Here is a 13,313-nt window from a genome sequence, read left to right on the forward strand (position 1 = left end):
GCGAATAACGAGCAAACCTACGTACTCACATCATCCCCCTAAATCTCTAATTATGACCTGATTTCTATTTAGATTGTTAAGGTGTTGCGGAGGAGGGGAATCTTCTATGATTAGATGGATAGGACGTATAGGAGTTTTTTTGAAGGATTGTCCTCGGGAATGAATGAAACCGCTATCAACAAGAGACGAAGGAGCGATTTTGATGGGAACAGATATAGCTAAATATCCATTTCAACAGATTGATTTACCTTTAAATGAGCGAGTGCAGGATCTGATCTCCAGACTAACACTTGATGAAAAAGTAAGCCTGATGCCTCAGTATCAAGCTGCCATAGAGCGTTTGGGTGTTGGGGCCTACAAGCATGGTACGGAAGCGGCGCACGGGATTTCTTGGCTTGGAAAAGCGACTTCTTTTCCTCAGCCAAGCGGACTGGCTTGTACTTGGAATCCAGAGCTGCTGAAGGAAATTGGTTCGGCCATCGGAGATGAAGCTAGAGCCTTTTATAAAAAGAATCCAACGGTGAACGGTCTGACGTTATGGGCGCCAACGGTGGATATGGAACGTGATCCACGTTGGGGAAGAACTGAGGAAGCTTACGGTGAAGATCCAGAGTTGACCGGCCGACTCAGCACATCACTAGTGCAGGGAATCCAAGGTGATCACCCGGTCTATTTGAAAGCGGTAGCAACGCTGAAGCATTTCCTCGGCAACAATAATGAGATTGAACGCGGGAACTGCTCCGCGAGCATCGATCCGAGAAATATGCGGGAGTATTATCTGGAAGCGTTTAAGCCTGCTTTTCAAGAAGGTGGCGCACAGTCCATGATGACCGCTTATAACTCGGTGAATGGCGTGCCTGTTATTCTTCATCCGGCAGTAATGGATGTGGTTAAAGGCGAATGGGAAATGGATGGCTTTATTGTAAGCGATGCCGGCGATCTTTTTGGGATCGTGAAGGACCACAAGTATTATGAATCTTTTGCACAATCGATGGCTGAATCTATCAAAAATGGAATTGACAGCGTAACAGAAGAAACCGCAGAGACAATCAAGGTTCTTCACGAAGCGCTAGACCAAGGCCTCTTAGCAGAGGAAGATTTGGATCGTGCGCTTGCCAACACTTTCAGAGTTCGTTTCCGTCTGGGAGAGTTCGATCCGGCTGAGGGGAACCCATACGATGCAATCGACGATTCCGTTATTCTTAGCAAAAAACATACCGCACTCTCCTTGGAAGCTGCGAAACAATCTATAGTATTGTTGAAGAATGAACAAGGCACATTGCCATTGAACAAAAGCAGTCTGAGCAAATTGGCGATTATTGGTCCGCTTGGTGATGAAGCCTTTAGAGATTGGTATTCTGGCACATTACCTTATGGAGTGACTCCTTTGCAGGGTGTTAGCAAAAAGCTGCCTGGTAAACACATTACTTTTGAGAGTGGCGCAGATCAGATCATTCTTACTTCAGCTGCAAACGGCCAAGCTATCGGAATCACAGGTGAGGACGGAAGACTGGCTGTACAGCATGACATAGCAGAGCACGGAGAATTGTTCCAACATACAGCTTGGGGCTGGACTAGCAATACTCTGAAGGCGACAAGTCGCGGTCAGTATGTAACTTTAAGCGAAGCAGAGACTCTCACAGCATCTGCTGATGAAATTTACGGCTGGTTTGTAAAAGAATCGATTAACATCGTTCCGGAAAGCGAAGATACGGTATCTTTGCGGACCTGGAATGATAAAATGATCTCGGTGAATCCGGAAAATGGAACGCTGCAAGTGGCAGATCAGGATGCTAATGCGGAAGCACGTCTTTTTAAAAAGAACATTGTAACTAACGGCATAGAGGCTGCAGTAGAAGCTGCCAAGGCTGCGGAAATCGCTGTGGTTTTTGTGGGCAACCATCCACTCCTTAACGGAAAAGAAGAAATCGACAGACCGGATATTGTGCTTCCAGAGGAGCAAGAGCGACTGGTCAAAGCTGTCTATGAAGCGAATCCGAATACAGTTGTAGTCATTGTCGGCAGTTACCCGATAACTTCCACTTGGATTGACGAGAACATCCCGGCTGTATTGTATACCTCCCACAGTGGACAAGAGCTGGGCAATGCGGTGGCAGAAGTTCTTTTCGGCGATTACAGTCCTTCCGGCAAGCTGAACATGACTTGGTTCCGTTCTGTAGAACAGCTGCCTGAGCTGATGGATTATGATATTATCAAAGGCAAAAGAACATATATGTACTTTGACGGAGAGCCACTGTATGCGTTTGGACACGGCTTAAGTTATGCCCAAGTTTCCTACAGCAACCTAAGCCTAAGTGCTAAGGAGCTGCAAGCGGATGACACGTTTAAAATTTCCGTTCAAGTAGAGAATACAGGCGTTGTTGATGGGGACGAAGTGGTGCAGCTATATGTGCAAGCTCTGAATTCCCGGGTGAAACGTCCGATTAAACAGTTGAAGGGTTTTGAAAAAGTAAACCTAACCGCAGGTCAATCGCAAACCATAGAGTTTACGTTGCCGGTTGCCGAGCTGGCATTCTGGGATGTTACCCGTGAGCAATATTGCGTGGAAAATGGAGAGTACATGGTTCTGATCGGCCGTTCATCTGCTGATATCCAATTATCCGCTCAACTATCGGTTCAAGGGGACGTTATTCCGTCGCGTAATCTGTATATCAATACCAAAGCAGAGAATTACGATGACTACGAAGGCGTATATCTGGACGAGTGCAAAGCAGGCGGTGCTTCCATACATCCGGTAAAAGATGGCGCTTGGATCGCTTTTAAAGATGTATTGTTCGAGCAAGGGGCAGGAGCTTTTGAAGCCTTGGTATCCTCTGCAAAAGGTGGCACCCTCGAGATTAGAACGGGCAGCCCAGCAGGGACAATGGTTGGATCTGTGACTGTACCATCGGGTGGCGTGTTGCAGCAGTGGAACACACTTACTGGTGAAGTATCCGTGGAATCTGGAACTACCGATGTTTATCTCATCTTTAATGGTGAGGTACTGCTTAGCCGTTTTCAATTTAATCAATAAGATAAGCTAGAGCGCTCTTAATTTCTTTGGATGGAGAGGTGCCTGTATGGATTGTTTGGGATGTCGGATCGCTAACGGGATTGAGCCTAACGTAAACGTAGTATACGAGAATGAAATTGTAACTTGTGTGCTCGACATTGCTCCATTTAACGAAGGACATCTCTTAATTCTCCCTAAAAAGCATTATTGGGATCTCGAAGATATCGATTCAGAAACATCGTATGCGATTATGGACGCTTCAAAGAAGCTATCAGTTGTCCTGAAGGTTTTGTTTGCACCTGATGGCATCAGCATTTGCCAAAATGGTGGGAAGTTTAACGACCTGACTCACTATCATATGCATCTTATTCCTAGATACGAAGGAGATGGCTTCGCTTGGAGCGAACCAATCCATCCGCACGGTGCCGAAAAGTTATTAAGCCAAACTCAAGCTGAAATTCTCAGTATCATAAATGAGTATTAAAAAAAGGACATTCCTGAAAGATCAGGGATGTCCTTTTCGTTTCTTTTCATCTAATCACAACCGCCCCCGCCAGCATCTCCACCACCACCGAAGTCTCCACCGCCACTATGTCCGCCGTCTCCACCCCAGCTATGCCCCCCGCTGTCAGGTCCAGAGTGGTGATGCGAGTGATCTCCAGGGTGATGATGATGGTGGTTAGAGTGGTTTGGATCCAGCAGATCCGGATGACTGGCAGCCATAAAAGACATGTTGGCGGCATCATTTTGCCTATTTCTATCAAAGGTACTTCTGTTCGAGCTCGAGCCATTCCGTATAACGGCTTGTATAATAATAAATACAGCGACACCTACAAATAGTATCCCAAAAACCATAACGAACCTCTCCCTTCAACTCCAAAAATTAGTTATTAGCTGCTTTCGTCAAAAACTCAAGATTTCTGTAAAAAATACTCCCATAATTCCAGCCCAGATAAGGCTCAGGAATTTCTATATGGTTCACATTCACATTCATGTCTTCGTGTATCAATGATTCGCTAATATGGATTATATCATTTATATACCGTTTTATTTGCTGTAGATAATGTTTTTGAGTAACGGGCCCGTGACCGGGAACAATTATGTTCACATCTAAGCGCTCGACATAAGTAAGTGCCTCCAACCAGGATAAGGGATTACCGTCTACTAATAATGGATGATTATCAACAGCGACAATATCTCCAACAAAAGCTAAAGAATCGGAAGGAGAAAATAGAATAGAATCGCATTCCGTATGGGCAGCACCCACCGATAAGAGCTCAATGGATCTAGCCGAGCCATGTATGGTCATTTTGCGGTCATAAGTTAATTGGGGGAGAGTTACTTCAAGCGTTAGTATAGACTCTTTGATTTCTTGTAAATAACCTATTTGTGAAAGGAGCTCTCGTTGTTTGGAAGCGTTCAGTTCGAGCTCGAGAGAGGTATTAAGCTTATTAAGATCCTCATCAAGATTAGGAAGCAGTTTCTTCATTCGGGCAAGCCAGTCTGGTTGAGTTTTTATCATGAGCTCTCTAGTCAAACTGGAGGATATGATTACTTCATCCGAGAAGAATTGGTTCCCTCTAACGTGGTCTCCATGCCAATGGCTGTTGATGACGTATTTGATAGGTTTATTAAAATAATACAGAGCGGCATCCCTAAGATCTTTGCCAGCTTGTGGAGTGTTGAATGTATCAAAGATTAATGTGTAATCACCCATATCTATCAAACCGGCATTGCTCATGGCTCCGCCTTGCTCCTTCGCTTCAAGGTAATAAATGCCTTCCACTAGAGGGACGCAGTTAAAATGTCTGGAATGAAACATAAATTAACCTCTTTTCCTAGATAATCGAATGAAATTTATATCTATTTTATAATTTTATGGAAGTTTATACTATGATTTAATTACTCTCGGAATAGAAAAGGTTGCTTTTATACGCCCGATTTGCTACCATACGATGTAACTTAATCATTTATTTGTTTTCTAGGGTTCCGCAGCGAGTGCACAGCTGGTCTGGTCCGAGGGAAAACGCACGAACATTAAGTTTGTGTCTACACGGAGGGATAAAAGCCCGGGAGGTATCGCCATTTGGCGATGACCTTCCGGGCTTATTTGTTTGTCCGTGGGCAATCATAAGATATGGTGAATTGAAGGAGGGCTTGAAATGAAAAAGAATTCAGAGTGGCTGAAGGTAGTTGGCGCTGCGATTTTCGAAGTCATGTGGGTCATAGGTCTAAAGCATGCTTCAAGCGTGTGGGAGTGGCTGATCACAGTTGTAGCCATAATAATAAGTTTCTATGTCATTATTTCAGTAAGCAGTAAATTACCGGTGGGTACCGTATATTCTGTATTTGTTGGGCTGGGGACGGCAGGAACAGTAATTGCGGACATGGTTTTATTCGGTGAACCCTTCAAGCTAATGAAGCTGGTACTGGTGGTTATTTTGCTGGCAGGAGTAATAGGTCTGAAAATGGTAACTAACGAAACCAAAGATATCAAAGAAACTGAAATAAAGGGGGAGTCTTAAATGGCATGGGCATTTTTGGTTGTTGCTGGATTGTTTGAAATGTTCGGAGTGGCTATGATCAACAGGTTGAATAAACACCGGAATCTGCAGTCGTTTTTGCTGCTCTTCCTTGGTTTTGGTGGAAGTTTTCTTTTTCTATCATTTGCAATGAAAAGTTTGCCTATGGGTACAGCTTATGCGGTATGGACGGGGATCGGTGCATCTGGTGGGGCGATTTTGGGGATGCTTTTATATGGAGAGGCCAAAGATTGGCGGCGGGTTATCTGTATTTTTATGATACTGGGAGCCGCAGTGGGGCTGAAGTTGATAGCGTAGTTAGCAATCAATTTGTTGCTTTTTCTCTCCTAAAGGAAAGATAAGTTATAAATTAGACACGATTCAGATGTTTCGAAAGGGTCATAAAGGTCGTATAAAGTAAGTATACAATTTATCGGTAAGGAGATTTTTACAATGACTAAGGATTCAATCGAGCATTTGGCTGAAATTGTGAAAGTGAACCGAGCTAACCGCATGCTTCTTCCAGATGGTACCTCTGTGCCTAGAATAGGACAGGGAACTTGGAATATGGGTGATGATGTTTCCCGTAGAGAGGAAGAAATTGCTGCTCTTAGATTAGGCGTGGAATTAGGCATGGATTTGATAGATACGGCTGAGATGTATGGGGAAGGAAACTCAGAGCTTTTAGTAGGTGACGCTATTAAAGGAATTCGGGATGACGTTTTCCTGGTGTCCAAAGTATACCCACATAATGCCGGCAACGAGAATCTTATTCGCAGCTGTGAAGAAAGCTTGCAACGACTGAATACGGATCATCTGGATCTCTATTTACTGCACTGGCGGGGAGATATTCCGTTTGAAGTGACTGTGGAAGGCATGGAGAAACTGGTCTCTCAAGGTAAAATAGCAAGATGGGGTGTATCGAACCTCGATGTCGACGATATGAAAGAGCTGCTTAGTATAGCTGGGGGAACTCACTGTGCTATGAATCAGGTGCTGTATCATTTAGGGTCGAGAGGCATTGAAGCTGAATTGCTGCCATGGCAGAAAAGTCACCGCATGCCCGTAATGGCGTACTCTCCGCTTGCACAAGCAGGCGCGCTCCGCAAAGGGGTTATTGAGAGTGAGGCGGTTCAGGAAATTGCCCGTTTTCATAACGCAACACCACTGCAAATAATGTTAGCTTGGACGATCCACGAGGAGGACATTATTACGATTCCGAAAGCTTCTTCACGTGAGCATGTAATTGAGAATGCTGCTGCAGGTTTAATTACGCTGAGTGAAGAAGAAAGATGGAAGCTGGATGAGGCTTTCCCGATACCTTCGTGGAAAGTGCCACTGGATATGAGTTGATATAGCTGTTTGAGAATGGTCAAAGAGCTCGCCGTGAGGCGGGCTTTTTTTATATGGGAAGGGGGATAGTGGAGTATCTATAGGACACAGATGATCTTAAACGCAGAAATATGCCACTTTTGGAGGAGTATCGGACACCATAGTCGCTATTAGCATGAATGACACCAATTATGAGCCCATTTCTATGGAATAGTGTCACTGGGGTCGGAAGCAACATTGGGGGCGTAAATAGTAAACAACATGGGTGCGTTAGCAAGCAACTTGGGGAGCGTAAACAATAAACAACGTGTCGCCCGTAAGCAAGCAACTTGGGAGCGTAAACAATAAACAACGTGGGTTCGTAAGCATCATGGGTCCGTCGTAGTACCTATAGCGGGATCAGCGGGCAATGGGGTTCATAAGCATAAGCACAATTGTTTTTTAGAAGTAATATCGGGGTTTGTAAACACCACTGGGGCGCAAGTGACACAGGTCCGTAAGCCACGACCCCAAAAAAAAGCAGCAATCCTTCAAAAAGGATTGCTGCTCTTTTAAAAATAAGAACCTAGCTGTTCTCGATAATCGTTTGCAGTGTAGTGCGGTCGAGGCCTTCTACGAGTTTAACTAACAGCTCTTTAGCAGCTTCGTAGTCATCGCTATGAATAACTGATGAAGAGGTATGAATGTAGCGGGAGCATATTCCGATGACTGCGGAAGGAACGCCGATTCCACTTACATGAACCTGACCTGCATCTGTTCCACCTTGGGAGACAAAATACTGGTATTTGATCTTGTGAGTATCCGCTGTGTCTTGTACATATTCGATCAGGCCGCGATGTGTAACCATCGTTGGATCAAAAATGCGCAGGAGAGCGCCTTTACCCAAATGGCCAAAGGCTTGGCTATCACCGGTCATATCAGCAGCAGCGCTCGCATCCAAGCCAAAGAAGATGTCTGGGGACAGAAGATTAGCGGCTGTACGTGCTCCACGAAGTCCAACTTCCTCTTGTACGGTAGCTCCAGCATAAACAGTATTAGGCAGCTTTTTGCCGTGTAATGATTTAACCAGCTCAATGGCGAGACCTACGCCGTAACGGTTATCCCACGCTTTAGCCATGATTTTTTTAGGGTTGGCAAGCGGGGTGAACGGACAGATTGGCAGTACTTGTTGACCTGGTCTGACGCCAAAGCTTTCTGCCTCTTCACGGCTGTCTGCACCGATATCAATATACATTTTGCTGATTTCGCCCGTCTTGCCGCGTTCTTCAGCGCTTAGTAGATGGATAGGGGTGCTGCCAACAACACCAGTCAATGTGCCTTTTGGTGTAATGATTTGGAGACGCTGGGAAGCAACAGCAGAAGCAAGCCAGCCGCCTAGCGGTTGAAAACGAATCATCCCGGTGTTAGTAATTCCGGTGACCATAAAGCCCACTTCGTCAAAATGTCCAGCGACCATAATTTTTGGCCCGTTTTCCTCACCGCGCAATACGCCGAACAGACTTCCGAGACGATCCTGCACGAACTCTTCGGTATAAGGTGTCATAGCATCCTTGACGTAAGCGCGGAGTTCGCGCTCAAAGCCCGGGGCTGCAGGGAATTCGGTAAGTGTTTTGAATAGATCCAATGTTTCTTGATTCATTTGAAATCACTCCTTTATTAAAATATAAGGACGTATAAGCTTTGCGTTATACATCATCCTTATAGTTCTACGAGAAACGGTTGCCATCCAAAATGGACGACAACGTTATTTCTTCCTGCCACTTAGTATGAACATTGTGAGCTCACTTGTCCATGCTAAAGAGACAAATGAACACCCGGTGAACGCTCCGCGAATACAATGCAATAGGGGCTCTGGTGGCAGGAGCTTTAGAAAGGATGCGAAGGAAATGAGGGTAGCAGGTAGTGTACCCAAAAGAAGGGTGCAGGGAGGATACTCCAAAAGAAACCTAAAGGTTAGCGGAGCGCGCAGACGTTACTGGCGCCACAATTCTCTGGAAAAGGAAGCGGTGCTTATTCTTGTGCTGTTCCTGCTGCTGATTGTTGTGTTACTGTATTTTTCCTGAATTGGAGGGACATAACGAAGCGGGGTATGGCAAACAATAAGGAAAACTTCTAAGCGAAGAAACAACTTGAGGGGCTCAAAGTGAGTACTACTATGATGCTTGTCAGCCCCCTTCGCCTAACTTTCAGGAGGTGCTCTCAATGCCGGCGAAAACGAAAAAATCGGGTGTCAAGCTGAAGCTTGATACCCTGACCCCGCAAGATTACGAGAAATTGTCCAAGCCCTTTGTACCCGCTAGGCCCGTATTCAAAAACTGTGTGCGAGCATTTCTTGCTGGCGGCCTAATCTGTGTAATTGGACAAGGGATTCAGGAGGCTTATATGGCCATATTCGATATGACCTCCAAAGAAGCCGCAAGTCCAACTGTAGCGACGATGATTCTACTCTCTGTAATCCTGACCAGCTTTGGCGTTTATGACAAAATGGCCCAATGGGCCGGCGCAGGAACTGCGGTTCCGGTTACTGGTTTTGCGAACAGTATGTGTTCAGCAGCTCTGGAACACCGTGCGGAAGGACTTGTGCTCGGTGTAGGCGGCAATATGTTCAAGCTGGCGGGTTCAGTCATCGTATTTGGTGCTGTCGCTGCTTTCATAATTGGTATCGTCTATCTCTTTTTAGGCGTAGGTGGAGGTGCACATACATGAAACAGCTTGGCAGTCAGACTTGGGAGTTCACGAGCCGTCCCGTTATTTTAGGCTCTTCCGCTGTAGTGGGTCCTGAAGAGGGAGAGGGTCCATTAACGTCAGATTTTGATTTTATATTTGACTCCCTGGAAATGGGAGAAAAAACATGGGAAAAGGCCGAGCGGGCTCTTTTCGAAAAAGCTTCCCTACTGGCACTGATTAATGCAAACCTCGATAAGGAGAAGCTGGAATTTTTTGTTGGCGGAGATTTGATGAACCAGATTATCAGCAGCTCCTTCGCGGCAAGAAAATTAGGTGTGCCTTATCTTGGAGTCTTTGGTGCTTGCTCCACTTCCATGGAGAGCCTGGCGATTGCCTCTATGATCGTTGATTCCGGAGGGAGCAAATACGTGCTCGCGGGAACATCCAGCCATAACTGTACGGTGGAAAAGCAATTCCGTTATCCTACCGAATACGGTTCACAGAAGCCGCCAACAGCGCAATATACGGTCACAGGCTCGGGCTGTGCTGTAGTAGGTCAGAATGATGGGACTGGCAACAATCCGGTAGTGGTCTCGGCTACCCTTGGACGAATAATGGATCTCGGTTTGACAGATCCTTTTAATATGGGAACAGCGATGGCACCGGCGGCGGCGGATACGATCACTGCGCATTTTCGGGATACCGGACTATCCCCCGGGCATTATGACTTAATTGTAACAGGCGATCTTGCATCTGTAGGCTTGCCCATTGCGAAAACCTTATTAGCTAAAGAAGGGATTCCAATGGAGCAAACAACCTTTGATGATTGCGGTTTGCTTATCTACGATTTGGAGAAACAGAAGTATGTGATCGCCGGAGGAAGTGGTTGCGGATGTTCCGCGGTAGTGACTTATGGTCATATACTCAAGCGTATTAAAAAAGGTGAGCTTAAACGGGTGCTGATTGTGGCAACTGGAGCCTTATTATCCCCATTGTCATACCAGCAGGGAGAGAGCATTCCGTGTGTGGCTCATGCTGTTGCTATAGAAAGTGGAGGTGAAGTTTAATGATGATTTACTTATGGGCTTTTCTGATCGGAGGAGCCATTTGCGTTATAGGCCAGCTGATGTTTGATGTATTGAAGCTGACACCTGCACATACGATGAGTACATTAGTTGTAGCCGGAGCGATTGCTGATGCTTTTGGCATCTACGATCCACTTGTGAAATTTGCGGGTGCAGGCGCAACCATTCCAATCACAAGCTTCGGTAACTCTTTGGTCCATGGGGCATTGACAGAGCTGGAACGGGATGGCTGGATCGGTGTAGTTACAGGGATTTTTGATATCACGAGCGCAGGGATTTCGTCAGCGATTGTGTTCTCTTTCCTGGCTGCATTGGTTGTCCGGCCTAAAGGATAATGGGATTCTAGCGCTTTAGATTAGAACCTGCGGGACATTGTGTCCTGCGGGTTTTTGGTTTGTTTACACTTCGTAAGCTTCAACAATGTACTTTGGGTCCCCTAATCATGTAAAATATAAATATTACTGCTTATTCTGACCTAGGAGGATCATATATGCCCGTTCGTCAAGAATCAATGCACATCATGAATGCTGTCCGTAATAATCTAGAATCCTGCATACTTGGAAAATCATTTGAAATACAATTGCTGCTAACAGCGCTGCTTGCCGGTGGTCATGTTCTGATCGAGGATGTACCGGGAACAGGAAAGACCCAGCTTATTCGCGCACTTTCCAGATCAATGTCCGGAGAGTATCGCCGGATACAATGTAATCCTGATATTCTTCCGAGTGATATTACCGGTGTATCTGTGTATCATCCGAGGGACGAGATGTTTCATTTCCGCCCAGGTCCAGTGATGACGAATATCCTGCTGGCCGATGAAATTAACCGAGCCACGACAAAGACACAATCCGCCCTTCTGGAAGTGATGGAGGAACGTAATGTAACCGTAGATGGGGAGACCTATCCGCTTCCGCATCCATTTATGTTGTGCGCCACCCAGAATCCGATAGATTTTGAGGGAACCTACACGCTGCCGGAAGCTCAGTTGGATCGTTTTATGCTAAGAATTAGTCTTGGTTATCCTGATGCAGCAACCGAAAAAAATCTATTGTTGAGCCATCAAGAAGGTCAACCAGTGGACAGGCTTACAGCTGTCACTAGTATGGAGCAGATCGCTAGTATTCAAGAGGAGATTCGTGAGATTTATATGAGTGATCCTGTACTGAATTACTTGTTAGATATTGTACGCCAGACAAGAGAGCATCCGCTTGTATTGCTAGGTGCAAGTCCACGTGCTTCGTTATCGTTTATGCTGGCTTGTAAAGCTTATGCTTTCCTACAGGGAAGGGATTATGTTCTTCCGGATGACGTAAAGGTGCTTACTCCATTTGCCTTGGGTCATCGTATATTGCTGCGTCCAGAGTCGCGCCTAGATAATATTAGCGTAGATTCTCTGCTTCAAAAGCTTCTGCAGAGCATTCATGTGCCTGTTACGATGAGGCAATAATATGAGACGTTATTTGTCTACGGTGGCAGCTCACATTCAGCCTACCAAATTCGCCAGCATCCTTGTAATTTGGAGTATTACTCTCTTATATGTACTATTTCAGGGCGGCAAAACTGCATTTATGTTGTTTATTATGGTCTCTGTACTTATTGCATATCTGATTGCTGGAGGTTTAGGAGGCGTTCGGCGGGCTAAGGGTGTTCGCAGTTTTTATGCCGAACAGGATAAGGGAGATTTGCTCTCTGCCGGTGGGTATCTTCGTGTAGGTCTGAAGGTCACAATCCCGGGGATTTTGCCTTTACCTTATGTGGTTGTAAGGGAAGTTCTGAAACGGCATAATGGCGAATCATGGGTATTTGAGGAAAGCCTGATTCCCAGCCTCAGAGGGCATGGGGAACTGCGGTTTCAGACACCGGTTCTGGAGCGGGGCACTTATACATTTTCAGATACGGATATCATCAGCCAAGATATTTTTGGCCTTGTCGAGCATAAAGGTACTTTTCTGGCTGAAGGACAGTTTCAGGTGTTGCCTCGTGCAATCTATGTTCCGCGCTGGCAGTTATATGAAAGAAAATCCCGTCTTTCTGGACCACAGACCTCTGTTGTTCAATCACGTCGTGAGACCACCCAAATTAACGGTGTACGCGATTACGTATACGGCGACCGCCTAACACGCATACATTGGAATGCAACGGCAAAGACAGGCTCGTGGAAGTCCAAAGAGTTCGAGCATGAGTCGATTCCCAAAACCATTCTAGTTCTGGACGGCTCTGCTTCTGCTTATATGAATTCGAATCAATTTGAACTCGCAGTCTCTGTAGCAGCTTCACTTCTTGGATTCGGTATTCGAGAGCGGATAGGGATCGGTCTTTGCTGCTTGGATAAGACCACGAAGGTATTTGCACCAGTTGAAGGTGCTGCTGAACGTCAGAAAATGATTCAATATTTGATCGATCTTAACGCCGAAGGGCATGGTCCACTCATTTCCCGTTTGGAAAAAGGATATCGTATGTTCCCTAAAGGCTCATACTTCGTGCTAATTAGTCCTCAAAGTGGCCAACCTGTACTGGATGCATTACGTTGGGCTGACAGCAGAGGGATGACTCCGTCTCACATTCATATAGGGAATTTATCAGAAACGAACAGCAGCACAGATTGGACAGACGTTCTAAGATCTCGGGGGATTACAGGCTACAGCATTAATTCACTGCAAGAGCTTCCCATAGTATTAGGAGGGGAAGTCTGAT

At 45.7% G+C, this 13,313-nt stretch carries 14 protein-coding genes and 1 riboswitch; of the genes, 11 read left to right on the forward strand and 3 right to left on the reverse strand.

Translation table 11 applies throughout. From position 1 onward, the window contains the following. Positions 1-202: 202 nt before the first annotated feature. The gene (locus tag NYE35_RS07685) at positions 203-3,034 is read left to right on the forward strand and encodes a glycoside hydrolase family 3 protein (protein ID WP_341120578.1); all 2,832 of its coding nucleotides are present in this window, start codon (positions 203-205) and stop codon (positions 3,032-3,034) included. Between the two features lie 46 nt (positions 3,035-3,080). Continuing rightward, complete coding sequence (locus NYE35_RS07690; protein WP_038569451.1) at positions 3,081-3,497, forward strand: HIT family protein; 417 nt, start codon at positions 3,081-3,083, stop codon at positions 3,495-3,497. Between the two features lie 50 nt (positions 3,498-3,547). On the opposite strand, the gene NYE35_RS07695 is transcribed toward NYE35_RS07690, so the two are convergent. Continuing rightward, positions 3,548-3,868 carry a hypothetical protein gene (locus NYE35_RS07695; RefSeq protein WP_038569455.1) on the reverse strand — a complete coding sequence of 107 codons (321 nt, stop codon included), beginning with the start codon at positions 3,866-3,868 and terminating at the stop codon, positions 3,548-3,550. Positions 3,869-3,896: 28 nt separating this feature from the next. After that, entirely contained in the window at positions 3,897-4,835 is a 939-nt protein-coding gene (locus NYE35_RS07700; protein WP_341120580.1) for an MBL fold metallo-hydrolase, read from the reverse strand. Between the two features lie 148 nt (positions 4,836-4,983). Beyond that, a riboswitch (guanidine-I (ykkC/yxkD leader) is annotated at positions 4,984-5,091 on the forward strand. Positions 5,092-5,175: 84 nt separating this feature from the next. Here NYE35_RS07700 and NYE35_RS07705 point away from each other — a divergent pair. The 3 genes from NYE35_RS07705 (at position 5,176) to NYE35_RS07715 (ending at position 6,888) form a co-directional block, all read left to right on the forward strand. Beyond that, positions 5,176-5,538 carry a DMT family transporter gene (locus NYE35_RS07705; RefSeq protein WP_341120582.1) on the forward strand — a complete coding sequence of 121 codons (363 nt, stop codon included), beginning with the start codon at positions 5,176-5,178 and terminating at the stop codon, positions 5,536-5,538. Next, the gene (locus tag NYE35_RS07710; protein WP_036675721.1) at positions 5,539-5,853 is read left to right on the forward strand and encodes a DMT family transporter; all 315 of its coding nucleotides are present in this window, start codon (positions 5,539-5,541) and stop codon (positions 5,851-5,853) included. 195 nt (positions 5,854-6,048) lie between these two features. Further along, positions 6,049-6,888 (forward strand): aldo/keto reductase, encoded by an 840-nt coding sequence (locus NYE35_RS07715; protein WP_445321965.1) that lies wholly within the window; start codon positions 6,049-6,051, stop codon positions 6,886-6,888. Positions 6,889-7,432: 544 nt separating this feature from the next. Here the strand turns inward: NYE35_RS07715 and NYE35_RS07720 are convergent. Continuing rightward, positions 7,433-8,506: a M42 family metallopeptidase gene (locus tag NYE35_RS07720; RefSeq protein ID WP_341120587.1), complete on the reverse strand. Its 1,074-nt coding sequence runs from the start codon at positions 8,504-8,506 to the stop codon at positions 7,433-7,435. 247 nt (positions 8,507-8,753) lie between these two features. On the opposite strand from NYE35_RS07720, the gene NYE35_RS07725 reads away from it, so the two are divergent. From NYE35_RS07725 to NYE35_RS07750, 6 genes are all read left to right on the forward strand, one after another. After that, a complete protein-coding gene (locus NYE35_RS07725; protein WP_155288103.1) occupies positions 8,754-8,930 on the forward strand; it encodes a hypothetical protein in 177 nt (58 codons plus the stop codon). Positions 8,931-9,069: 139 nt separating this feature from the next. Continuing rightward, positions 9,070-9,573: a stage V sporulation protein AC gene (gene spoVAC, locus NYE35_RS07730; RefSeq protein WP_036675716.1), complete on the forward strand. Its 504-nt coding sequence runs from the start codon at positions 9,070-9,072 to the stop codon at positions 9,571-9,573. Then, the gene (spoVAD, locus tag NYE35_RS07735) at positions 9,570-10,601 is read left to right on the forward strand and encodes a stage V sporulation protein AD (RefSeq protein WP_038569463.1); all 1,032 of its coding nucleotides are present in this window, start codon (positions 9,570-9,572) and stop codon (positions 10,599-10,601) included. Before spoVAC ends, spoVAD begins: the two co-directional genes overlap by 4 nt. A 2-nt stretch (positions 10,602-10,603) precedes the next feature. Next, positions 10,604-10,954 carry a stage V sporulation protein AE gene (gene spoVAE, locus NYE35_RS07740; protein WP_036675923.1) on the forward strand — a complete coding sequence of 117 codons (351 nt, stop codon included), beginning with the start codon at positions 10,604-10,606 and terminating at the stop codon, positions 10,952-10,954. Between the two features lie 155 nt (positions 10,955-11,109). Further along, positions 11,110-12,066, forward strand: coding sequence for an AAA family ATPase (locus NYE35_RS07745; protein WP_036675712.1), 957 nt, complete (start codon positions 11,110-11,112; stop codon positions 12,064-12,066). Between the two features lies 1 nt (position 12,067). After that, complete coding sequence (locus NYE35_RS07750; RefSeq protein WP_076317308.1) at positions 12,068-13,312, forward strand: DUF58 domain-containing protein; 1,245 nt, start codon at positions 12,068-12,070, stop codon at positions 13,310-13,312. Position 13,313: the final 1 nt, after the last annotated feature.

The sequence above is a fragment of the Paenibacillus sp. FSL L8-0494 genome (genome assembly GCF_038003695.1).
GTDB classification, from domain to species: domain Bacteria; phylum Bacillota; class Bacilli; order Paenibacillales; family Paenibacillaceae; genus Paenibacillus_AQ; species Paenibacillus_AQ odorifer.

Coding starts and splice junctions, on each gene's coding strand:
- NYE35_RS07745 (WP_036675712.1), top strand. CDS start 11,110: ATGCCCGTTCGTCAAGAATCAATGCACATCATGAATGCTGTCCGTAAT.
- NYE35_RS07700 (WP_341120580.1), bottom strand. CDS start 4,835: ATGTTTCATTCCAGACATTTTAACTGCGTCCCTCTAGTGGAAGGCATT.
- spoVAC (WP_036675716.1), top strand. CDS start 9,070: ATGCCGGCGAAAACGAAAAAATCGGGTGTCAAGCTGAAGCTTGATACC.
- NYE35_RS07725 (WP_155288103.1), top strand. CDS start 8,754: ATGAGGGTAGCAGGTAGTGTACCCAAAAGAAGGGTGCAGGGAGGATAC.
- NYE35_RS07690 (WP_038569451.1), top strand. CDS start 3,081: ATGGATTGTTTGGGATGTCGGATCGCTAACGGGATTGAGCCTAACGTA.
- NYE35_RS07695 (WP_038569455.1), bottom strand. CDS start 3,868: ATGGTTTTTGGGATACTATTTGTAGGTGTCGCTGTATTTATTATTATA.
- NYE35_RS07715 (WP_445321965.1), top strand. CDS start 6,049: ATGCTTCTTCCAGATGGTACCTCTGTGCCTAGAATAGGACAGGGAACT.
- spoVAE (WP_036675923.1), top strand. CDS start 10,604: ATGATTTACTTATGGGCTTTTCTGATCGGAGGAGCCATTTGCGTTATA.
- NYE35_RS07705 (WP_341120582.1), top strand. CDS start 5,176: ATGAAAAAGAATTCAGAGTGGCTGAAGGTAGTTGGCGCTGCGATTTTC.
- NYE35_RS07710 (WP_036675721.1), top strand. CDS start 5,539: ATGGCATGGGCATTTTTGGTTGTTGCTGGATTGTTTGAAATGTTCGGA.
- NYE35_RS07685 (WP_341120578.1), top strand. CDS start 203: ATGGGAACAGATATAGCTAAATATCCATTTCAACAGATTGATTTACCT.
- NYE35_RS07720 (WP_341120587.1), bottom strand. CDS start 8,506: ATGAATCAAGAAACATTGGATCTATTCAAAACACTTACCGAATTCCCT.
- spoVAD (WP_038569463.1), top strand. CDS start 9,570: ATGAAACAGCTTGGCAGTCAGACTTGGGAGTTCACGAGCCGTCCCGTT.
- NYE35_RS07750 (WP_076317308.1), top strand. CDS start 12,068: ATGAGACGTTATTTGTCTACGGTGGCAGCTCACATTCAGCCTACCAAA.